The sequence below is a fragment of the Mycobacterium sp. OAS707 genome (assembly GCF_014873705.1).
Taxonomy (GTDB): domain Bacteria; phylum Actinomycetota; class Actinomycetes; order Mycobacteriales; family Mycobacteriaceae; genus Mycobacterium.
This window is the reverse complement of the sequence record NZ_JADBDS010000001.1, coordinates 812,456-834,304: the sequence shown is the minus strand read 5'-3', so window position 1 is coordinate 834,304 and position 21,849 is coordinate 812,456. Positions and strand designations below refer to the sequence as shown.

Annotated in this window: 21 protein-coding genes; 18 read left to right on the top strand and 3 right to left on the bottom strand. The window is 65.4% G+C overall.

All coding sequences use genetic code 11. The features are described from left to right. Positions 1–17: 17 nt before the first annotated feature. Positions 18–416 carry a heme-binding protein gene (locus tag GGC64_RS04100; RefSeq protein WP_192721164.1) on the top strand — a complete coding sequence of 133 codons (399 nt, stop codon included), beginning with the start codon at positions 18–20 and terminating at the stop codon, positions 414–416. A 4-nt stretch (positions 417–420) separates the two neighbouring features. Here the strand turns inward: GGC64_RS04100 and GGC64_RS04095 are convergent, their stop codons facing one another. After that, positions 421–1,239 carry a DUF1206 domain-containing protein gene (locus GGC64_RS04095; RefSeq protein WP_192721163.1) on the bottom strand — a complete coding sequence of 273 codons (819 nt, stop codon included), beginning with the start codon at positions 1,237–1,239 and terminating at the stop codon, positions 421–423. Positions 1,240–1,418: 179 nt separating this feature from the next. Between GGC64_RS04095 and GGC64_RS04090 the strand changes: the two genes are divergently transcribed. The 5 genes from GGC64_RS04090 to GGC64_RS04070 all read left to right on the top strand — a co-directional run bounded on the left by GGC64_RS04090 (position 1,419) and on the right by GGC64_RS04070 (position 6,403). Continuing rightward, entirely contained in the window at positions 1,419–1,787 is a 369-nt protein-coding gene (locus GGC64_RS04090; protein WP_192721162.1) for a YraN family protein, read from the top strand. Further along, positions 1,787–3,298, top strand: a complete 1,512-nt coding sequence (locus tag GGC64_RS04085) for a YifB family Mg chelatase-like AAA ATPase (protein WP_192721161.1) — start codon at positions 1,787–1,789, stop codon at positions 3,296–3,298. The genes GGC64_RS04090 and GGC64_RS04085 overlap by 1 nt, the downstream gene beginning before the upstream one ends. Next, entirely contained in the window at positions 3,295–4,419 is a 1,125-nt protein-coding gene (gene dprA, locus GGC64_RS04080; RefSeq protein WP_192721160.1) for a DNA-processing protein DprA, read from the top strand. The genes GGC64_RS04085 and dprA overlap by 4 nt, the downstream gene beginning before the upstream one ends. Before the next feature lie 9 nt (positions 4,420–4,428). Then, entirely contained in the window at positions 4,429–5,478 is a 1,050-nt protein-coding gene (locus GGC64_RS04075; protein WP_192721159.1) for a hypothetical protein, read from the top strand. 76 nt (positions 5,479–5,554) lie between these two features. Beyond that, positions 5,555–6,403: a siderophore-interacting protein gene (locus GGC64_RS04070; RefSeq protein ID WP_192721158.1), complete on the top strand. Its 849-nt coding sequence runs from the start codon at positions 5,555–5,557 to the stop codon at positions 6,401–6,403. On the opposite strand, the gene GGC64_RS04065 is transcribed toward GGC64_RS04070, so the two are convergent. Further along, entirely contained in the window at positions 6,400–8,175 is a 1,776-nt protein-coding gene (locus GGC64_RS04065) for an acyl-CoA dehydrogenase (protein ID WP_192721157.1), read from the bottom strand. The two genes, GGC64_RS04070 and GGC64_RS04065, sit on opposite strands and share 4 nt — an antisense overlap. A gap of 116 nt (positions 8,176–8,291) precedes the next feature. On the opposite strand from GGC64_RS04065, the gene GGC64_RS04060 reads away from it, so the two are divergent. Genes GGC64_RS04060 through GGC64_RS04050 form a run of 3 tightly spaced genes read left to right on the top strand, consistent with a single transcriptional unit; the run spans position 8,292 to position 11,005 of the window. Beyond that, the gene (locus GGC64_RS04060; RefSeq protein WP_192721156.1) at positions 8,292–8,876 is read left to right on the top strand and encodes a TetR/AcrR family transcriptional regulator; all 585 of its coding nucleotides are present in this window, start codon (positions 8,292–8,294) and stop codon (positions 8,874–8,876) included. A 33-nt stretch (positions 8,877–8,909) separates the two neighbouring features. Continuing rightward, a complete protein-coding gene (locus GGC64_RS04055; protein ID WP_192721155.1) occupies positions 8,910–10,070 on the top strand; it encodes an alpha-hydroxy-acid oxidizing protein in 1,161 nt (386 codons plus the stop codon). Between the two features lie 32 nt (positions 10,071–10,102). Further along, the gene (locus GGC64_RS04050) at positions 10,103–11,005 is read left to right on the top strand and encodes a tyrosine recombinase XerC (protein ID WP_192721154.1); all 903 of its coding nucleotides are present in this window, start codon (positions 10,103–10,105) and stop codon (positions 11,003–11,005) included. A 52-nt stretch (positions 11,006–11,057) separates the two neighbouring features. Here the strand turns inward: GGC64_RS04050 and GGC64_RS04045 are convergent, their stop codons facing one another. Further along, entirely contained in the window at positions 11,058–11,546 is a 489-nt protein-coding gene (locus GGC64_RS04045) for a M23 family metallopeptidase (protein WP_192721153.1), read from the bottom strand. Positions 11,547–11,828: 282 nt separating this feature from the next. Between GGC64_RS04045 and rpsB the strand changes: the two genes are divergently transcribed. From rpsB to GGC64_RS04000, 9 genes are all read left to right on the top strand, one after another. After that, complete coding sequence (gene rpsB, locus GGC64_RS04040; protein WP_192721152.1) at positions 11,829–12,659, top strand: 30S ribosomal protein S2; 831 nt, start codon at positions 11,829–11,831, stop codon at positions 12,657–12,659. Between the two features lie 16 nt (positions 12,660–12,675). Next, positions 12,676–13,491 (top strand): translation elongation factor Ts, encoded by an 816-nt coding sequence (tsf, locus tag GGC64_RS04035; protein ID WP_192721151.1) that lies wholly within the window; start codon positions 12,676–12,678, stop codon positions 13,489–13,491. A gap of 91 nt (positions 13,492–13,582) precedes the next feature. Continuing rightward, positions 13,583–14,989 carry an amidase gene (locus tag GGC64_RS04030; RefSeq protein WP_192721150.1) on the top strand — a complete coding sequence of 469 codons (1,407 nt, stop codon included), beginning with the start codon at positions 13,583–13,585 and terminating at the stop codon, positions 14,987–14,989. Further along, positions 14,986–15,750 (top strand): bifunctional 2-polyprenyl-6-hydroxyphenol methylase/3-demethylubiquinol 3-O-methyltransferase UbiG, encoded by a 765-nt coding sequence (locus GGC64_RS04025; RefSeq protein ID WP_192721149.1) that lies wholly within the window; start codon positions 14,986–14,988, stop codon positions 15,748–15,750. The genes GGC64_RS04030 and GGC64_RS04025 overlap by 4 nt, the downstream gene beginning before the upstream one ends. Before the next feature lie 120 nt (positions 15,751–15,870). Further along, positions 15,871–17,046: an ABC transporter permease gene (locus GGC64_RS04020; RefSeq protein ID WP_192721148.1), complete on the top strand. Its 1,176-nt coding sequence runs from the start codon at positions 15,871–15,873 to the stop codon at positions 17,044–17,046. Next, entirely contained in the window at positions 17,046–17,612 is a 567-nt protein-coding gene (locus GGC64_RS04015) for an ABC transporter permease (RefSeq protein ID WP_192721147.1), read from the top strand. Before GGC64_RS04020 ends, GGC64_RS04015 begins: the two co-directional genes overlap by 1 nt. 12 nt (positions 17,613–17,624) lie before the next feature. Then, entirely contained in the window at positions 17,625–18,347 is a 723-nt protein-coding gene (locus tag GGC64_RS04010; protein ID WP_370582053.1) for an ABC transporter ATP-binding protein, read from the top strand. A gap of 25 nt (positions 18,348–18,372) precedes the next feature. Continuing rightward, a complete protein-coding gene (locus tag GGC64_RS04005) occupies positions 18,373–19,875 on the top strand; it encodes an APC family permease (RefSeq protein WP_192721145.1) in 1,503 nt (500 codons plus the stop codon). Continuing rightward, entirely contained in the window at positions 19,872–21,845 is a 1,974-nt protein-coding gene (locus GGC64_RS04000; RefSeq protein ID WP_192721144.1) for a primary-amine oxidase, read from the top strand. The genes GGC64_RS04005 and GGC64_RS04000 overlap by 4 nt, the downstream gene beginning before the upstream one ends. Positions 21,846–21,849 lie beyond the last annotated feature (4 nt).

Below are 21,849 nucleotides of genomic sequence, written 5' to 3'. Positions count from 1 at the left end.
GGGGTATATGTGCCCACATGACAACGTCAGCTACTGCCGTGCGCCGCGGCCTGTTCGGCGCCTTTGCCACTTGCGCCGTTGCAGCCGTGACGGTTGCTGTCCCGACGGCGGGCGCTCAGCCCGACTGCACTGCGAGTGGCTTCTCCCATACCGCCAGCGGGGTCCTCGCCGCGGCGGGTGCGTGGCTCGATGCCCATCCGGACGCCAACAACGTGCTGACGGCGGCCGGCATGCAGGGCGCGGGCGCCGAGCAATCGGTCCGTGACTACTTCACCGGCCGACCGCAGGAATTTGCGGAGCTGCGCGGCATCGCGGCGCCGTTGATCGACCTGCAGCATGGCTGCAACGCAGCGATCCAGCCGATGCAGATCGCCGCGCTGTACCAAGCACTGTCCCAATCCGGCGCCCCGATGTAGCGCGCTACATCCGGCCATACCGGCTGCGGACAAAGCTGTAGCAGCCGAACGCGGCGATCCCAAGGGCGGCGACGACCAGCAGCACCTTCCCAAACGGAGCATGGCCGAGCGCCTTGACCGCCGCGTCGAGCCCTGTCGCCTTCGACGGGTCGGCTTGCACCGTCGCGATGACGACGAGCACCCCGGCGCCCGCCAGCACGACGCCCTTGGCCGCATAGCCGGCGATTCCGACAGCGGTGACCATCGGTCCACCGCTGACCCGCAGATCCTTGAAGAACTTCTTCGCCACTCCCTTATAGATGTGGTAACAGCCGACCACGACCAGACCTAATGCGACGGCGATGAGAATGCTTTTGCCCCAACCGGATTGCATCATGCGCGCGCTCAGTCCGGCATTCCGCTCGCTGCTCTGCTTACCGCTTCCCATCGCAAAGCGCGCTGCTGAGAAGGCGATCGCGAAGTTCACGATCGCCAGTCCGAGGGATTTCGCGCGCTTCCACACCGGGGTGTCGTCCTGCGTGGGCCCAGACCCTTCACCGGGTTTCGAGCCGACGATCGTTTCGGCGATGCGCCACAGGCCGAGTGCCATCAGGCCCGCCGCGACGGCCCAGAGGATCACCGGGCCACCGGTCTGACTGGCCAGTGCGGCCAACGCGCCGGATTGATCCGCGTTGCCCGTGGAACCGAAGGCGATGTGCGCAATCAGGTATCCGATGACGATGTGCAGGACACCGCTGACGGCAAACCCGGCGCGGGCTGCGTATTCGAAGGCGTCGCTGTCGGTAGCCCTATCGACTACGCCGTGAACTGAGTCGTCGACCATGGCCCCGTATACCCGCATTTTGACGAAGGCGAAACTTGCTGCTGCAAGCGGTTTTCGAATCAGGCTCCTGCTGTGGATGAAGTCATGACTGTGGATAACTCCGCTTTTAGGCGGGAAACCACGCGGGTGCCGGGTCCTGAGCGCACTGACGTGTCGGCCTTGCGCCGCACTGTGAAGCCATGACTTCGTTGACGCGGGCCGAAATCGGTGCGCTGGGTGAGCAATTGGCGGTCGATTACCTGAGATCGCTGGGGCTGCGCGTATTGACGCGCAACTGGCGATGCCGCTACGGCGAATTGGACGTGATTGCGGCTGACGATGCCGCTCGCGCGGTGGTGTTCGTTGAGGTCAAGACGCGCACCACCGACCAGTTCGGTGGTGTGGCCGAGGCGGTGACACCTGTGAAGGTGCGTCGTCTTCGTCGTCTCGCCGGGCTGTGGTTGGCAACCCAGCCCGGCCGCTGGGGTGCGGTGCGCATCGACGTGATCGGTGTGCGCATCGGGCGTAGCCGAACGCCGGAGATCACACACGTGCAGGGGGTCGGCTGATGGCGCTCGGGAGGGCCTTTTCGGTGGCCGTACGCGGACTCAACGGGGTGATCGTCGAGATCGAAGCCGACATCAGTTCCGGGTTGCCGGGTGTGCATTTAGTGGGTCTGCCCGATGCCGCCTTGCAGGAGTCCCGCGACCGGGTGCGCGCGGCGATCACCAATTGCGGCATGGATTGGCCGCAGGCGAGGCTGACACTTGCACTGTCCCCAGCCACCTTGCCGAAGATGGGCTCCGTCTTTGACCTGGCCTTGGCGGCCTCCGTCGTTTCCGCGGAGAAAAAGACGGCCTGGCCACGGCTCGATAAGACACTGCTGTTGGGCGAACTCGCCCTCGACGGCCGGGTTCGCCCCGTGAAAGGTGTATTGCCATCCGTGCTGTCCGCCAAGCGTGAGGGATGGCCCGCCGTCGTGGTCCCGTCCGAAAATCTCGCGGAGGCCAGCCTGGTCGATGGTATCGATGTTTGGGGTGTGAGCAGTCTGGGGCAGTTGCTGGCCTGGCTGGTGGGCAAGACCGAGCTCGACGACCGTGTGGAGGTGCCCGCTTCCGCGCCGAGTTCGTCGGTCGACCTCGCCGATGTGGTCGGCCAGTCCCACGCTCGGTACGCCGTCGAGGTCGCGGCCGCAGGTGCACACCACTTGATGCTGACCGGTCCGCCCGGCGTCGGCAAAACCATGCTGGCACAACGGCTTCCGGGCCTGCTGCCGCAACTGACACACGAAGAGGCGCTCGAGGTGACGGCGATTCATTCGGTGGCTGGTTTGTTGTCGGGCGGCACACCGTTGATCACCCAGCCGCCCTTCGTTGCACCGCATCACACGTCGAGCGTTGCGGCATTGGTAGGCGGCGGGTCGGGGATGGCCCAACCGGGTGCGGTCAGCCGAGCGCACCGCGGCGTGCTGTTTCTCGACGAGTGCGCCGAGATGGGGGTGGCCGCGTTGGAAGCCTTACGAACTCCATTGGAGGAAGGCGAGATTCGGATTGCCCGCCGTGGCGGGGTGGCTCGCTATCCGGCGCGTTTCCAATTGGTGCTCGCCGCCAATCCGTGTCCGTGTGCGCCCGCAGACCCCAAGGATTGCACGTGCGGATCGATGGTCAAGCGGCGATACCTGGGCAAGCTCTCTGGGCCGCTGTTGGACCGAGTGGACCTGCGCGTCGAGATGCATACGTCACGGGCCGGAGCATTCGCGGCCGAGGACGGAGAGTCCAGCGCCGCCGTCCGCAAGCGCGTAGCCGCGGCCCGGATGGCGGCCGCCGAGCGATGGCGGCCGTACGGCGTCCGCACCAACGCCGAAGTCAGCGGCTCGCTTATGCGCCGAAAATTTCGGCTTGACTTCAACACCATGAAGCCGCTGCGAACGGCACTCGACCGTGGTCAGTTGAGTCCGCGGGGATTCGACCGAAGTTTGCGTGTGGCTTGGACATTGGCCGATCTGGACGGCCGGACGTCGCCTGGAGTCGAGCAGGTCACCACTGCGCTGAGTTTCCGTCAGGCCGGCGGTGCGCGATGAACGATCCCGTTCTGCTCGCCATGGCCTACCTGTCCCGCGTCGCAGAGCCGCCGTGCCCGCAACTCGCGGCGCTGGTGGCCAGCGTCGGCCCCGTCGACGCCGCGGGCAAGGTGAAGCGCCGCGAGGTGCAGGGGCCGTTACTCCGGCTGACTGAGGCGCGCTACCAGATCGACTGCGCTGCAGATGATCTGGAGGTGATGGCACGGCTGGGTGGCCGCCTCGTCACCGCTGAAGACGACGAGTGGCCGCTGCTGGCCTTCGCGTCGTTCCATGGCATCGATTCGAGGCAGCGCCAGGAGGCGCATCCACCGCTGGCGCTGTGGGTGACGGGTCCGGAGCGGCTCGACGAGATAGCCGAACGTGCGGCGGCGATCGTGGGCACTCGGGCCTCAACCACATACGGAGAACATGTCGCTGGGGAGTTGGCCGCCGGTTTGGCAGAACGGGACGTGGCGGTCGTGTCCGGTGGTGCATACGGCATCGACGGCGCGGCGCACCGTGCGGCGCTGGCGGCCGACGGATTGACTGCCGCGGTGCTCGCCGGTGGCATGGACGTGGCCTACCCTGCGGGCCATGCTGCGCTGTTGCATCGGATCCGCGAAGCGGGGTTGATAGTCACCGAGTACCCGCCGGGCCTGCGGCCCCAGCGGCATCGTTTCCTCACCCGCAACCGACTCGTCGCGGCATTGTCGGGCGCCACGGTTGTCGTCGAGGCCGGTGCCCGCAGCGGCGCGGCTAACACCGCCGCGTGGGCCAAGGCGCTGGGGCGCGGAGTGTGCGCGGTGCCGGGGCCGGTCACATCGTCGGCGTCCGTCGGCTGCCATGTGTTGTTGCGCTCGGGCGCAATCCTCGTCACACGCGCAGACGAATTAGTGGAACAGGTTGGCCACGTAGGCGAGTTGGCCGCCGATCCTGTGCGTCCGACGTCGCCGCTGGACGGTCTTGCCGACGACGAGCGTCGGGTGTACGAGGCGTTGCCCGCCCGCGGTGCGCGCACCGTCGACGAGATCGCCGTTGGGTCCGGTTTGCCACCGACGCAGGTCTTGGGTCCGCTTTCCATGCTGGAGATCGCGGGCCTGGTCGTCTGTCAAGGTGGGCGTTGGAAGTTGGCGCTTCGGTAGGTTGGCTCCATGCACAGCGTGACGAGCAGGATCGTTGCCCGCGCCGCAGCCATCGTCCTGCTCGTCGCCGCGATGACGGTCGTCGGCCAGCGCGCGGTGATCGCCGAAGCGGTGACCCCGCCGCAGGACGGTTACGGGTTCAGCGTCGGCGCGCCGATGACGTACATGAGTACCGTGGACGCCGATCGCGAACTCGACGCCGCGGCCAAGACCAACGCCTCTTGGCTGCGCGTGCTCATCGACTGGCACCTCGTCGAGCCGATGCCCGGCGCGTTCAATTGGGGCTACGTCGACCACTGGGTGAACGGCGCGCGGCAGCGCGGCCTGAAAGTGCTTGGCCTCATTGCGTACACCCCCGACTGGGCGCGGACGCCTGGAAGCTACTTCAGCGCTCCACCGATCGACCCCAACACGTTTGCGGCCTTCGCCGAAAAGGTGGTGCAGCGGTACCGCGACCGAGTCAGCGACTGGGAGATCTGGAATGAGCCCAACGTTCCGCTGTTCTTCGGGCAGGTTCCCGATCGCGCAGCCCGCTACACCGAACTGCTCAAGGTGGCCTATCCCGCGATCAAGGCGTCCCAACCGGACAGCACCGTGATCGCTGCCGGATTGAGCCGCGCATGGGCGCCCGACGACCCGCCCGCATTCGTGAAATCGATGTACGAACTCGGCGCGAAGGGATCGTTCGACGCGATGGCGATGCACCCCTACGTCTATCCCAACGGTTTGGCCGTCGACGATCACAACGGGTGGTCCGACGTCGAGCGGGTACACGAACTCATGGTCGACAACGGCGACGGCGGTAAGAAGATCTGGATGACTGAAATCGGCGCGCCGACTAGTGCGCCCTCGGCCGCCGGCGTCAGCCAGCAGGAGCAGGCCCGCCAGATCACCGACATTCTCTGGAAGGCGGCGGAGTCCGGGTTCAGTGGTCCGGCGTTCATCTTCTCGATCCGTGATGTCGACACCGCCGACCAGGACAACGAGCAGGACAACTTCGGCGCGCTGGTGACGTCGGACTGGCAGCCGAAGCTAGCGGCCAGCGTGCTGGCCAGGTAGCTCACCGAGCGGGCGCCCGATCGCATATAGTTGTGAAAACACAACCATAAGTTTGGCTAATCAATTTGGAGGAGTTGTGGCAGGACGTCCGCTGAATACGTTCGAGGTGGTGCGCACCGAGCAGTTGACCCCGCACCTCATCCGTGTCGTCTTGGGGGGCAAGGGCTTTGACACGTTCGTCCCGAACGAGAACACCGACGCCTACGTCAAGATCGCGTTTGTACCCGACGGCGTCGACGTCGCCGCGCTGCCGCAGCCGCTGACGATGGACAGCTTCAACGAGCTACCTGCCCATAACCGGCCCACTGTGCGCACCTACACCGTGCGCCGTGTCGACACCGAGCGCCGCGAGATCTCGATCGACTTCGTCGTGCACGGTGAGCACGGTGTGGCCGGGCCGTGGGCGGCATCGGCCACACCGGGACAACCCGCCTACCTGACGAGCCCCAACGGGGCGTACACACCGGATCCGGCGGCCGACTGGCACCTGTTCGCCGGTGACGAGGCCGCCGTGCCGGCCATCAGCGCCGCGTTGGAATCGTTGCCCGACAACGCGATTGGCCAAGTCTTCATCGAAGTCGCCGGACCTGAGGACGAGATCGCACTGAGGGCACCGGCGGGTGTCGAGGTGAGGTGGATCTACCGCGGCGGCCGCGCCGACCTGGTGCCCGAAGACATGGCCGGCGACAACGCACCGCTGATCGCCGCGGTCAAGGAGGCGGCCTGGCTGCCAGGCCAGGTGCAGGTGTTCATCCATGGTGAGGCCCAGACCGTGATGCACAACCTGCGGCCCTACATTCGCAAGGAACGCGGTGTGGACGCCAAGTGGGCGGCATCCATTTCCGGCTACTGGCGACGCGGCCGCACCGAGGAGACCTTCCGCCAGTGGAAGCGCGAGCTGGCCGAAGCGGAGTCGTCCGCCTAGAACCAGCTTGGCTGCGCGTCCACCGTGGTGCGGTCCAGGCTGGCCAGCAGGTCGAACTGCGGGCCGACCTTCGGCAGCTCGAAGGCGTAGAAGTATTGTGCCGCAGCGCGTTTGCCGTCGTAGAAGTCGCCCTGATGGTCGTTGGCGGCAATCAGCTGCTCCAGCCACATCCACGCGATCACGACATGCCCGGTCGCCTCGAGGTAGACGCTGGAATTGGCGAGCGTGGTAGCGACATCGCCTGCGGCCCAGAGCGTTTCGGTGACGTCGACCAGCCGTTGCGTCGCCTCACGCAACTGCCGGGCATAGCCCGCCGTGCTCTCGGTCTGCAACGCCTTGTCGACGGTTTCGTTGATCCGCTCGGCCAACAACCTCAGGCCCGCACCGTCTTGCATGACCACCTTGCGGCCCAGCAGATCCAGGCCGTGGATGCCGTGCGTGCCTTCGTGGATCGCGTTGAGACGGTTGTCGCGGTAGCACTGCTCGACGTCGAACTCCTTGGTGTAGCCATAGCCACCGTGTACCTGGATCGCCAGGCTGTTCGCCTCGAGGCACCACTGCGACGGCCAACTCTTGGCGATCGGAGTCAGCACCTCGAGCAGAAGATTGGCGCGTTCGCGCTCGGCCCCGACGCTGGTGCGCCCCTCATCCACCAGCATCCAGCAGTAGAGGCCGAGCGCGAACGCGCCCTCGACATAAGACTTCTGCGCCAACAACATTCGCTTGACGTCGGCATGCTCGATCAACGCCACCTGCGGGCGGTTGGGGTCCTTGTCGCCAACGGGCCGACCCTGCGTGCGCTGCTTGGCATATTCGAGTGACGCGAGGTAACCGGCGTATCCCGTGGCCATCGCCTGGTAGCCGACGGCGACCCGCGCCTCGTTCATCATGTGGAACATGTAGGCCAGGCCCTTGTGCTCCTCACCGACGAGATAGCCGACCGCGCCGGGCTCTTCAGCCGGTTGATGCGTGCCGTCGCCGAAATTCAGCAACGCGTTCGTGGTGGCGTGGTTGCCCATCTTGTGGTTCAGGCTGACCAGTGCGACGTCGTTGCGGGTGCCATCGGGCAGGTACTTCGGCACGATGAACAACGAGATGCCCTTGACGCCCGGGCCACCGCCGGGCGCCTTGGCCAGCACGAGGTGCACGATGTTCTCGGTCAGCTCATGGTCGCCGCCGGTGATCCACATCTTGGTTCCGGTGATCCGGTAGGTGCCGTCGGCCGCGGGGACGGCCTTGGTCGTGATGTCGGTCAACGAGGACCCGGCGTCGGGTTCCGACAGGCACATCGTGCCGAAGTACCGTCCCTCGAGCATCGGGCGGACCCAGGTGTCGATCTGTTCTTCGGTCCCGTACTCGACAAGCAGGTTGGCGTTGCCGACGGTCAAAAACGCGTACGACGTGGTGCTCGGGTTGGCGGCCCGGAAGAACGCCATGCACGCCTGCGCCACCACTGTCGGCAGCTGCATGCCGCCGACCGCGTCGTCGAACGATCCGGCCAGCAAGCCCGCTTCGCTGAACGTGTTCAGCGCGTCCCTGATCTCGTCGATCAGCACGACCTTCCCGTCGGGGCCGACGGTCGGCTCGTTCTGGTCGCCCTTTTTGTTGTGTGGCGCAAAGCATTTCGTCGCTATGTCGGCCGACAGGTCGATGACGGCGTCGAAGGTGTCGCGGGAGTGTTCGGCGAAGTGGTCGCGCTTGGTCAGCTGGACTACGTCTAGCCATTCGTAGAGCAGGAAGTCGACATCACGCCTGGAGAAGAACTCCGCCATGTCGGGACAGCCTTTCCGAGATGTACATCACATAAGCGAGCGCTCATTTTATGAGCGCTCGCTAATAATGCGCCGACCGTCGGAATATGTCAATCACGTGTAGGATCCCGACCGTCATGACCATCGATCGAGCTGCGGATTCAGCTGCAGCGGAACGCATGCGGCGCGCCGCAATCGAAGCCTTCGCGGAGTCGGGATACGGCGGCAGCTCCACGCGTCAGATCGCCAAGCGACTCAACATGAGCGCGACGGCCATGTACCCGCACTACCGCTCCAAGGAAGAGCTGCTCTACGCGATCGCGCTCGAGGGTCACAGCAGTCTGCTGGCAGCGTTGAAAAAGGCCGACCAACCGGTCGCTACCTTCACCGAGCGGTTGCGCGCGGTCGTCGCGGCGTTCGCGTCATGGCACGCCGAGAACCACAAACAGGCCCGCGTCGTGCAATACGAACTGCACGGCCTGACTTCGGCTCACTACCGCACCATCGCACCGCTTCGACACCAGGTGACCGACGTACTCACCGACATCGTCGCAGGCGGTGTGGCCGCGGGGGAATTCGACGTCGACAACGTCGACGAGGTGGTGATGGCGATCTCGTCGCTGTGTGTCGACGTGTGCCGATGGTTCCCGTCGCGGCAGCACCGCGATGCCGAGAAGCTCGGTCTGGTGTACGCAGGGGTGGCGGAGCGACTGGTTCGCTGACCATCGCCCGCGGCGGGCTGGCACGCTAGGCGGATGGCATTCGGCGATTACCAGTTCGAGATCTACCTGCAGGGCTTGTCCGGCATCGTGCCGTCGCTCCCGATGGCCTACGCGGAATGGGAGGCGAAGGCGCAAGCGGCGATGCCGCCGTCGATCTGGTCGTATGTGGCAGGCGGCGCGGGCGACGAACGCACCCAGCGAGTGAATCGCACCGCCTTCGACAACTGGGGCGTGATGCCGCGGATGTTCAACGCCCACCGCGAGCGTGACCTGTCGGTCGAGGCATTCGGTCTGACGCTGCCGTCGCCTGTCTTCATGGCGCCGATCGGCGTCACCGGCATCTGCACGCAAGACGGCCACGGCGACCTGGCCGCAGCCCGAGCCGCCGCGCGCACCGGTGTGCCGATGGTCATTTCGACGCTGACCGAGGACCCGATGGAGGACATCGCCGCCGAATTCGGTGACACCCCAGGCTTTTTCCAGCTGTACACGCCGACCGATCGCGAATTGGCCGCAAGCCTGGTCGCGCGTGCTGAGGCCGCCGGCTACAAGGGCATCATCGTCACGCTGGACACCTGGGTGCCGGGTTGGCGACCACGTGACTTGTCGACATCGAACTTCCCGCAGCTGCGCGGCCGCTGTCTCGCGAACTACACCAGCGATCCGGTGTTTCGCGCCAGCCTGCAACAAACACCAGAAGAGAATCCACAAGCCGCAGTGCTGCGCTGGGTTTCGGTCTTCGGCAATCCGCTGACATGGGACGACCTGCCATGGCTGCGATCCCTGACGGAGCTGCCACTGATCGTGAAGGGCATCTGTCATCCCGACGACGCGCGACGCGCGAGGGACGGCGGCGTTGACGGCATCTACTGCTCGAACCACGGCGGACGTCAGGCCAACGGCGGCATTCCGGCCATCGACTGCCTGCCAGATGTGGTGGCGGCGGCCGACGGCCTGCCGGTGCTTTTCGATTCCGGCATTCGCAGCGGCGCCGACATCGTCAAGGCGCTGGCGCTGGGCGCCACGGCCGTGGGTATTGGTCGCCCCTACGCATTCGGGCTGGCCATCGGCGGCGAGGACGGGGTTGTGCACGTGCTGCGCTCGCTGTTAGCCGAGACGGACCTCATCATGGCCGTCGACGGTTATCCGACCCTGAAGGATCTGACGCCAGACGTGCTGCGGCGCGTCACCTGAGACAGGGCGCCGGCGTCTGCGACGGTAGGGGAGTGGACGCGGTTCTCGAAGAGTTCGACGAGTATCTCGCGCTGCAGCGCGGCCGCTCCGACCACACGCGTCGGGCGTATCTGGGCGACCTTCGCTCGCTGTTCGACTTTCTCTCCGAACGGGTTCCCGGCACCGGACTGGACGGGCTGAGCCTGCCGATCCTTCGGTCCTGGCTCGCGGCCCAGGCGTCGGCAGGCGCCGCGCGCACCACGCTGGCGCGGCGGACGTCGGCCGTCAAGACCTTCACGAAGTGGGCCACGCGCCGCGGCCTGATGGCGACTGATCCCGCGACCCGGTTGCAGACGCCCAAGGCGCGACGGACGTTGCCTTCCGTGTTGAGGCAGGATCAGGCGCTGGACGCCATGGTTGCGGCGAAATCCGGTGCGCAGCAAGGCGATCCGCTTGCCTTGCGTGACCAGTTGATCGTTGAGTTGTTGTACGCCACCGGGATTCGCGTCAGTGAGCTGTGCGGACTCGACATCGATGACATCGACCGGCCCCGGCGGCTGCTGCGCGTTCTCGGCAAGGGCAACAAGCAGCGGACCGTGCCGTTCGGCGAACCGGCGCAGGCGGCGTTGACGGCGTGGCTGTCCAATGGACGGCCCGCGCTGGCGACCTCCGATTCGGGGCCTGCGCTGCTGTTGGGTGCGCGCGGCCGTCGACTGGATCCGCGACAGGCGCGCACTGTGGTTCACCAGACGATGACCGCGGTCGACGGCGCGCCCGACATCGGTCCACATGGGTTGCGGCACAGCGCCGCAACGCATCTGCTCGAGGGTGGGGCGGACCTGCGCGTCGTGCAGGAACTGCTCGGTCATTCGACGCTGGCCACCACGCAGCTGTACACCCATGTGACGGTGGCGCGCCTGCGCGCGGTGCACGACCAGGCGCACCCTCGGGCCTGAGCGATTTCGGCGCGCAAACCGTCGCTGAGCGTGGATTGGCGCGCCGAATCGCCTAGCCCAGCGGTTTGAGTCGGATCTCGGTGCTGGCCAGCAGGCCAAGCGGGTCGACGTAATCGGCCCGCGATGCCGCGCCCCACATCGCGCCCCAGTGCAGACATGCCGCGGCCGAGCAACCGGCGTGGCCGGCCAGCAGCTCGCCGATCACGGTGCCCGCCTCGACGAGCTGCCCGGCGCGCACCGCGGGCCGCACCGGTTCGTAGGTGGTCCGCAGCCCGCCGGGGTGCGCGATCGACACCAGCGTCCGCCCGGCAAGCTCACTGGCGAACACCACCGTGCCCGCTGCGGCGGCGTACACCGGCCGGCCGGCGACCCCTGCGAGGTCGACGCCGCGGTGGCCGCGGTTCCAGTTCGGCGACGGCGCGTCGAATACCCGCAGCACGGCTGGTCGCGGCCGCAGCGGCCAGTCCAGCCTGCCGTCGTCGGCCCGGACCGCCGGTGCGCATAGCAAGACCATCGCCGACAACACCGCCAGAAACCGCATACTCCCAGCTCAGCGCGCCAACCCAGAAGAAATCCAGCCCTGATCGCCAAACTGTGGATAGCGACCGGAGTGTGGAAAAAGCACCCCTGTCCAGCGTGTAAACTCCTAATCGCAGCTCGCTCGCGCGGGCTGACTTCGCGTGTCTACCCATGGCCACCCAATGGCGGTCATATCCGGATGCCGTCGGTCCCGTACTCAGGACGGGTTCGGCATCCCGCAGACACCAGGGCTCGGCGCCACCCGGCGCTGCGCGACAACCGACAACAAAAGAGGCATAAACCCATGGCCGTAGTGACCATGAAACAGCTGCTGGACAGCGGCACCCACTTCGGGCACCAGACCCGTCGCTGGAATCCCAAGATGAAGCGGTTCATCTTCACCGACCGCAACGGCATCTACATCATCGATCTGCAGCAGACGCTGACCTACATCGACAAGGCGTACGAGTTCGTCAAGGAGACTGTTGCCCACGGCGGCAGCATCATGTTCGTCGGCACCAAGAAGCAGGCGCAGGAATCCATCGCCGAAGAGGCGACCCGCGTCGGCATGCCCTACGTGAACCAGCGCTGGCTGGGCGGCATGCTCACCAACTTCTCCACCGTGCACAAGCGGCTGCAGCGCCTCAAGGAACTCGAGGCGATGGAGCAGACCGGTGGTTTCGAGGGTCGCACCAAGAAGGAAATCCTGATGCTGACCCGCGAGAAGAACAAGCTCGAGCGCAGCCTCGGCGGTATCCGGGACATGCAGAAGGTGCCCTCGGCCGTCTGGGTCGTCGACACCAACAAGGAGCACATTGCCGTCGGTGAAGCCCGCAAGCTGGGTATCCCCGTCATCGCGATCCTCGACACCAACTGCGACCCGGACCTCGTCGACTACCCGATCCCGGGCAACGACGACGCGATCCGCTCGGCCGCGCTGCTGACCAAGGTCGTCGCGTCCGCGGTCGCCGAGGGCCTGCAGGCCCGTGCCGGCGTCGGCAAGGGCGACGGCGAGGCCGAGACCGAGGGCGCCGAACCGCTCGCCGAGTGGGAGCAGGAGCTGCTGGCCGGTGCCACGGCGTCGACGGAGACGGCCGGGGCGGGCACCCAAACTGAACCCACCACAGACGCTTAGTAGGAAAGGCTGAACATTGGCTAACTACACCGCTGCCGACGTCAAGCGACTTCGGGAGCTGACCGGCGCCGGCATGCTCGACTCCAAGAACGCGCTGGTTGATGCCGACGGCGATTTCGACAAGGCCGTCGAACTGCTGCGCATCAAGGGCGCCAAGGACGTCGGCAAGCGTGCCGAGCGCGCAACCGCCGAGGGCCTGGTTGCCGCCAAGGACGGCGCGCTGATCGAGCTGAACTCCGAGACCGACTTCGTCGCGAAGAACGCCGAATTCCAGACGGTCGCCGATCAGATCGTCGCGGCGGCTGCTGCCGCCAAGGCGACCGACATCGACGCGCTGAAGGCCGCCAAGGTCGGTGATACCACCGTCGAGCAGGTCATCGCCGACCTGTCCGCGAAGATCGGCGAGAAGCTGGAACTGCGCCGGGTCGCGTACTTCGACGGCACGGTCGAGGCCTACCTGCACAAGCGGGCGTCTGATCTGCCGCCCGCCGTGGGTGTCCTCGTCGAGTACGAAGGCTCTGACAAGGAGGCCGCGCACGCGGTCGCCCTGCAGATTGCCGCGCTGAAGGCCAAGTACCTGACGCGTGAGGACGTTCCGGAGGATGTCGTCGCCAACGAGCGCCGCATCGCAGAGGAGACCGCCCGTAACGAGGGCAAGCCCGAGCAGGCGCTGGCCAAGATCGTCGAGGGTCGCGTGACCGGCTTCTACAAGGACGTCGTGCTGCTCGACCAGCCGTCGGTGTCCGATAACAAGAAGACTGTCAAGGCGCTGCTCGACGAGGCCGGTGTGACCGTGACCCGGTTCGTCCGGTTCGAGGTCGGCCAGGCTTAGTCGCCGCACGCCCACGCGAAGGCCCCCGGGATTCCCGGGGGCCTTTTGCGTCGGCAACCACAGACGCGGTACGACTTGGTACCGTCTGGGCATGAACCGCATTCACGCCTTCGGCGACGACGCCCTCGGTGACCACGATGCTGTCGGCCTTGTCGAGAAGTTGCGCGGCGGCGAGGTGTCGCCGCGCGAGTTGGTCGAGGCCGCCATCGTCCGCACCGAAATGGTCAACCCGACGCTCAACGGTCTCGCATACGAGGCATACGACCGTGCGCGGGCCAGGGCCGAAGCGCGGCGACCGTATGGCGGTTACTTCGACGGGGTGCCGTCGTTCATCAAGGACAACGTCGCTGTCGGCGGCATGCCGACAATGCAGGGCACCGACGCATGGGAGCCGCGACCGCTGCCGTCCGATGGCGCGTGGGCGCGCGTGTTCTTGAGTACCGGTCTGGTACCGCTCGGCAAGACGCAGATGTCGGAGTTCGGCTTCAGCGGCTCAGCTGAGCATCCTCGGATCGGCCCGGTGCGCAATCCGTGGAACCCGGAATACACAGCCGGAGCGTCGTCGTCAGGTTCGGCCGCTTTCGTGGCTGCCGGCGTGGTGCCGATCGCCCACGCGAACGACGGCGGCGGTTCTATTCGAATTCCCGCCTCCTGCAACGGATTAGTTGGTCTGAAGCCGACCCGCGGCCGCCTTCCGTTGGACAAAGAGACCGCGCGGATGCCGCTGCACCTCGTCGCCAATGGAGTGGTGACGCGCTCGGTGCGTGATACCGCCGCGTTCTTTCGCGAGGCCGAGCGAGCGTACCGCAACGCCAAATTGCGTCCGATTGGCGATGTCGGCGGACCCGGCGCACAACGGTTGCACATCGCGTTCTGCACCAAATCGATTCTGCGAGAGGCCAGCCCGGAGATCCGCGAGATCACCCTCAAGACGGCGGCGCTGCTCGAGGAGCTCGGCCACAAGGTGACCGAAATCGACAATCCGGTGCCTGCGCGGTTCAAGGATGACTTCCATCTGTACTGGATGTTCTTGGCTTTGGCGGTGGTGCGTGGCGGCCGCCGCATGTTCGGGCCCAGTTTCGATCGCACGCGGCTCGACAACCTGACGCTCGGGTTGGAGCGAGGCGCGACCCGCAACCTGCACAGGATGCCGCTCGCCATTCGAAGGCTGGCAGCGTCGCGCCGGATCACACAGGGATTGTCGGGCACCTACGACGCGCTTCTGTTGCCGACGCTGGCGGAGGTGACTCCGCGTATCGGCCATCTCGATCCGACGGCCGACTACGAACAGGTCATGGATCGACTCATCGACTGGGCAGCCTTCACACCGTTCCAGAACGCCACCGGCGACCCGGCGATCTCGCTTCCGCTCGGGGAATCCGCGTCGGGCCTGCCGGTCGGCATGATGCTGTCCACGGTGTGGGGCGGAGAATCCCGGCTGCTGGAATTGGCATACGAACTCGAGGAGGCGCGGCCCTGGGCCAGAATCCAGGCATGACGCGCGACTACGTCCTCGACCCGGGTTTCAGCAAGGAGCGGGCCAGGCTATCCGGCATGGAAGCACTCTGGGATCCCGGCACGCAGGCGCTGCTCGACGAACTCGGCATCGGTGCCGGCTGGAACTGCCTCGAGGTCGGCGCGGGCGGCGGGTCGATGGTCGAGTGGATGGCGTCTCGTGGCGCCCATGTCACCGCGATCGACATCGACACCCGCTTCATCGAGCAGCTGGCTTCCGATTCGATTACCGTGCGCCGCGTCGATCTCCGCGAAGACGAACTGCCGACCTCCGAATACGACCTCGTCCATTCGCGGTTGGTCCTCGAACATCTCGCCGATCGCAGGCAGATTCTCGAGCGCTTGGTCGCCACGCTGAAGCCCGGCGGGTGGATGGTCATCGAGGACTACGACTGGACCAACTACGGATTCGAGGACGGGAGTGTCGGATTCAGTGAAATCGGTGAGGTCATCTTCGACTTCATGACGACGGCAGGATTCGAGCGTGACTACGGACGGCGCGTAGTCAGTGACATGGAAGCTGCCGGTCTCACCGAGATGCGGGGGGAGGGACGGGCCAGGCTGATCGATTCGGCGTCGCCCGGCTTCGATTTCTTTCGGTTGACCTTTGAAAGCCTGCGCGAAGCCATCGTGAAGGCCGGACTGCTGTCGGCCGAGCAAGCCGAAGCCGCGGCCTCCGTATTTCAGGAGGATCGTCGATTGCTCACGCCGATGATGATGGCGGGTATCGGCCGCCGCGGCTGAACAGACAACGAAATCCGTTGCGCCTGCGCAATCGCGCCGTAACCCCACCACGTTCGAGTTAACGCTGTCGACATTGCGCGTGGCTACGGGTGAAACTTTGCAGGCCGACCATCCCTCTTTGTGGAGACCATCCCGGTCAGTACTGCACCCACCGGCGTTCGAACGCCCGCGATAGCCGCCGCGTCGGGGAACACCTTCATGTGCCTCATCCGCTTCGCGCTTGCCAACATCCGCCGTCGCCCAGAGCGCTTCGTGCTGTCGGTGCTCGGTATTGCGCTGGCGATCGCCTGTGTGATGGTTGTTCGGACGATCTCGGCGAGTTTTGCGATCACCGGCGCAGATTCGGTGACCGACGTGCTGGGCGATGCCCAGTTGTGGGCGGTGCCCGCCGCCGGTGTGCACTACGACTCCGATGCGCAGGCCCTCGTCGCCGACGGGCCCGCTCCGAGCGTCAGCGTTCCCGCAGGCTGGACCGCGACCCGTGTGCCGTCGGGCATCACCGATATCAACGGCAACAAGGTATCGCTACGCGGCAGCGACGAAATCGCAAGTGGCCAAGCAACTTTGGGAGAAGAGGTGGCCGGCCGGTTGGATCTGCACCCGGGCGATCGGCTCGTGATCGGCGGCCAGAGCCTCGTCGTGAACGTCACTGGCAGCGGCCAATCGATCATCGTCGCCACTCCTCTTGCCCGTTCGGTTGTCGGCGACAAGGGTTGGTGGTTGATCTTCGCACCCGCGGCTGACCAGAAGCGCCGCGATCTGGGGCAGATCATCGGCGATACAGTCGGGCTGCCATGGACATCGGATCCGTCGGTCAAGCCGGATCCAGCCGGGAACGGGCTGATCTACGACACCGTCGGGGGCACAGGACCGCTCACGTTCGAGCAGAAGTTCTCCGCACTGTTCTCCGGCAAGGTGACCAGTTCGACCCTCGGCCTGATTTCGACGATCGGACTCGGTCTCGGTTTCGTGATCGCCGTGTCGTCGTTCCTGGCCGCGGTGCAGGAGCGACGACGCGAATTCGGCATCATGTCGAGCATCGGACTGGCCGACGAGGTGCTCTACTTCTTCCTCGTCGAGTCGGGGATCGTGTTCGTCACCGCTTATGTGGTCGGAGTCCTCGGCGCAGGAGCCGCTGTGGCGCTGGTGATCCCCGGTATCGCAACACCTATCGCATGGCTGCAGGCGGCCGGCATGGTTGCTGCGTTCCTCCCGGCAATGGCTATCGTCGGCGCCCTGGTACCGGTGCACCGGTTGTTGCAACAACGTCCGGTCTCGTTGTTGGGGGACAGGTGATGTTGCGCAAAGGGTTGTCCTACGGGTGGTTGGCCGCGCGGCGCCGGATCGGTGAGATGGTGCTTCCTGTCGTCACGACAGCGACGGGTGCATTCCTCGTGGTGATCGTGTTCGGCATGTCCGACGGAATCCGCGCACAATCCGCGTCATTGGGCCACGCGGCCGAGATCGGCCGCGCCGTCGTGCTGATCGCGGTGACGGTTCTGCTCGTGGGCGTGGTCGAGGTCGCGGTGGCCACCACACGCACCGTCGCTCACCGCACCCGCGAACTCGGGGTGCTCGGCGCCAACGGCGTGCCGCGCACACCAGTGGTAGCCGCATTGCTGGTTGAGCCGGTGATCGCGGCGATACTCGGCGCGCTCGTCGGGGCGTTGCTCGCCGCTGTGACCGGGATCGTGCTTGGCGCAGCCGGTTTGGTGGCGACGGGAGTGTCGGTCGAGGGGCTGACGCTCGGCGCGGTGATCTCGATCGGCGTGAGTATCGTCGCGGCACTGGCCACCAGCATCGTGCCCACCTGGAACGCCGCCTCGCGCCCGCCGATCCGTTCGTTGACCGCAGGAGGTTAAGGGATGACCACCATCGACAAGCTCGACGAAACCGCAGACACGACCATCGCGGCCGGCGGTCAGTCCCCGGTCATCGAGATCTCGGACGTATGGAAGCTGCACAAACTCGGTGACGAGGTGGTCCGTGCACTCGTCGCGACCGAACTACAAGTGATGCCAGGTGAATTCGTCTGCCTGATGGGACCCAGCGGTAGTGGCAAGTCGACGTTGCTCAACATCATCGGCGGCCTCGACCGTCCCACCAAGGGGACGGTGAAGCTCGCGGGTCGCGACACCGCACTGCTGACCGAGAGCCAGTTCGCGGCGCTGCGGCACGACACCATCGGGTTCATCTTTCAGAGCTACAACCTGATTCCGTTCCTTTCGGCGGTTGAAAACGTCGAGCTGCCACTCATGTTCGAGCCCTACGACCGCAAGTCGTTGCGTAAGCGGGCGGTCGAACTGCTCGAGCTCGTCGGTCTCGGACATCGGATTCACCACCAGCCGACGAAGATGTCGGGCGGCGAACAGCAACGCACGGCGATCGCGCGGTCGCTGATCAGCAACCCGACGCTGGTGCTCGCAGACGAGCCGACCGCCAACCTCGACCACCGCACCGGGGAAACGGTGGTGCGCATGCTGCGCGACCTGTGTTCCACGCTCGGCGTCACCGTTGTCGCCAGCACGCACGATCCCACGGTGGCCGAAGAAGCGACCCTTGTCGTCCGCATGAAAGACGGACAAATTGTCAACTGACCCAACGGTATTGGGAGAGCCATTTATGACGCAAGAACTCGAGGCAGCCCCGCCGGCCGGGCGCGACAAGCTGCTGACCACCGAACTGGTCCCTGAACAGGTTTTGCCCAAGGTGATGACCACGTTCGGTCTGACCGCAACCTACGTCTTCATCATCTGCTGGATCACCGGTTCGTCGATCATGGCCGCCGGCGGCTGGACAGCCATCCCCATGTGGGTGCTGGGTATTCTCACGTTCCTGGTACCGGCCGGCATGGCGGTCGCGGAACTGGGCAACCTGTGGCCCGGTGAAGGTGGCGTGTACATCTGGGCGACCCGCACCATGGGCGAGACGTGGGGGTTCATCGGCGGCTATCTGTCGTGGATACCGGTGGTGCTGAATTCAGCGTCGTCGCCGGCGATCATCTTGCAGTTCCTGCTGCTGGCGTTCCACGCGGAACTCGGCTTGACGCTGACGATCATCCTGCAACTGGCGCTGCTGTGGGCCGTGGTGGGTCTGGCGCTGGCGAAACTCGCTGCCAATCAACGCATCATGAACGTCGTTTTCGTCGTCTACCTGGCACTGACCGCGGTCATCTTCATCTCAGGCCTGGTGTACGCGTTGAGCAACGGTTCCGCCCAGCCGTTCAGCGCACACGCCGCACTGGTGCCTGACTTCGCCGGTGCCGGTTTCCTTTACGGCACTGTCCTGCTCTATCTCGTCGGCGTCGAGACGCCCTACAACATGGGTGCGGAGTTCCTTTCGGTGCGCAAGAGCGGACCGAAGATGGTGGTGTGGGGGTCGATCGCGTTGGTCGTCATCTACCTGCTGACCACGCTGGGCACCGTGATGGTGTTGCCCGCCGATCAGATCAACCCGGTCACCGGGGTGATCGGGATGCTGGGAACTGCGGCGCCCAAGGGTGTGATGGAGGTGTGCGCGATCGTGCTCGCGTGCATCGTGTTCGTCGCTTTGATGTCCTACCAGGTCACCTATTCGCGACTGATCTTCGTCTCCGGACTGGAGCGTCACCTGCCGCGGATCTTCACCCACCTGAACCCCCGCACGCGAAACCCGGTCACCGCAGTGCTGATTCAGGGCGTGCTGTCGTCACTCATTCTGGTGGGGTTGTATTCGCAGAGCAGCATGGCCAACGTCACCATCTTCCTGCAGGGCGGTCTGTCCATCGCGTGGCTGATCTCCGGGTTCTTCTTCCTGGTGCCCGTCGTGCTGGCGCGCAAGAAGTACGCCGACCGGTACGCCACCGAGAAGTTCTGGCGCATTCCCGGTGGCATGGCCGGCGTGTGGGTCACAGTCGTCGTCGGCAGCCTGGGCACCATCGGCGGCATCTACTACTCGTTCGCGAAGTCGTGGATAAAAGACGTCCCGGACGGCACATGGATGATGTGGACCGGCAGCATCGCGGTGGGCATGTTCCTGCTCGGCGTCGTCGTCTACATCTTCGGCCGCCGGGCGGCGCACAAGACCTCCGCGGAAGACGCACTGGCACACCTGGCGGTACTCGAATTGAAGGACGAAGCCAAATGACGATGGAAAGCACCGTGCCCGGCACGGAGGCGATCGACAATACGGCTCCGTACGCACTGGATCCACTGACCGGTGCAGAGATCGAAGCCGCAGCCGCGGTGATCACCGACTCCGAATATGCCACGCCGACACTGAGATTCGTGATGATCCAGTTGGCGGAGCCGGACAAGACCGCCGAGCTGACATTCGAGGGTTCGCAGGTGCCGCGGTGCGCGTTCGTCACGATGTACGACGGTGCGGCCAAGCTGATCTATGAGGCGGTCGTCGACCTCGGCGCGCGGATCATCGATTCGTGGACCGCGGTGCCGGGCCGGTTCCCGTCCTATCTCGTGGAGCACATGACCGGTGTGGAGGAGGTGGTGCGGGCCGACCCACGCTGGCAAGAGGCGATGCTCAAGCGTGGCGTCACCGACTTCGACCTGGCGATGATCGACCCCTGGCCCGCAGGCTATTACGGCGCTGGAGACCACTACGACAACTCCCCGCTGATCTGTCGGCCGTTGACATTCATGCGTGCCGCGGCCTCCGAGCACGGCTACGCGCGGCCCGTCGAGGGCCTGATCGTCACATTCGATCTGGACGCCATGAAGGTGATCGACATCGAGGACCACGGGGTGGTTCCGCTGCCGCCGACCGCGGGCAACTACGCCGAGAAGTTCATGTTCGACGAGAACAACCGGCCCGCCTTCAAACAATTTCGCGACGATGTCAAGCCCATCGAGATCACCCAACCCGACGGCCCCAGCTTCACTGTCGACGGTTGGAAGGTGCAATGGCAGAAGTGGTCGATGCGCGTCGGCTTCAACCCGCGAGAAGGCATCACGCTGCATGAGGTCACCTACACCGATCGCGGCGAGACGCGGCCGATCATCTACCGGGCTTCATTGTCGGAAATGGTTGTGCCGTATGGCGATACCGCACCCACACACTGGAACAAGAACGTCTTCGACATGGGTGAGGTCGGGATGGGCTTCTCCGCCAACCCGCTGACGCTTGGCTGCGACTGTCTCGGCGAGATCTATTACTTCGATGGGACGGTGAACGATTCCTCGGGCAATGCGGTGACCATCCCGAATGCGATCTGCATGCATGAGGAGGATTACGGGATCTCCTGGAAGCATACGGATTTCCGGACCGGTGAGGTGGAGGTGCGGCGGGCCAGGCGGCTGGTCATCTCGATGATCTGCACCGTCGGCAACTACGAGTACGGCTTCTTCTGGTACTTCTACAACGACGCCTCGATGGAGGTGGAGGTCAAGCTCTCCGGGGTGCTCACCACCGGGGCGGTCAAGGACGGTGAGGAGCCGCGATGGGGAAAGCTGGTCGCCCCCAACATCTATGGGCCTAATCACCAACACTTCTTCAGCTTCCGCCTCGACATGAGCGTCGACGGCGCCAACAACAGCGTCTACGAGGTCGACTCGATCCCCGAACCCGATCCAGACCTCAACCCGCACCACAACGCATGGATCACGCAGGACACGCTGGTCGCGTCCGAAGCCGACGGGGCCAGAGACTGGGACTGGTCCAAGGGCCGCTATTGGAAGATCGCGAACCCGTCCAAGCGCAACGAACTGGGCAATCCGGTGGCCTACAAGCTGACGCCGAGAGACGTTGTGCCGGTGATGGTGCAGGAGGGTTCCTACATCTATGACAGGGCCCGGTTCGTGCAGCACAACCTGTGGGTGACGCGCTACGACCCCGCGGAGAAGTTCGCGGCGGGCGACTACATGTATCAGTCCGCGGACGTCCAGGGCCTGCCGCAGTTCATCGCCGATGACGCGCCGCTGGAGAACACCGATGTGGTGCTGTGGTACACCGTCGGCGCGCATCACGTTGTGCGGCCGGAGGACTGGCCGGTGATGCCATGCGCCTATACCGGCTTCCACCTGAAGCCAATCGGCTTCTTCGATGGCAATCCGGCGCTGGACATTCCACCCTCACCGCCTGCGGCCTGCCACCACCACTGAGGAG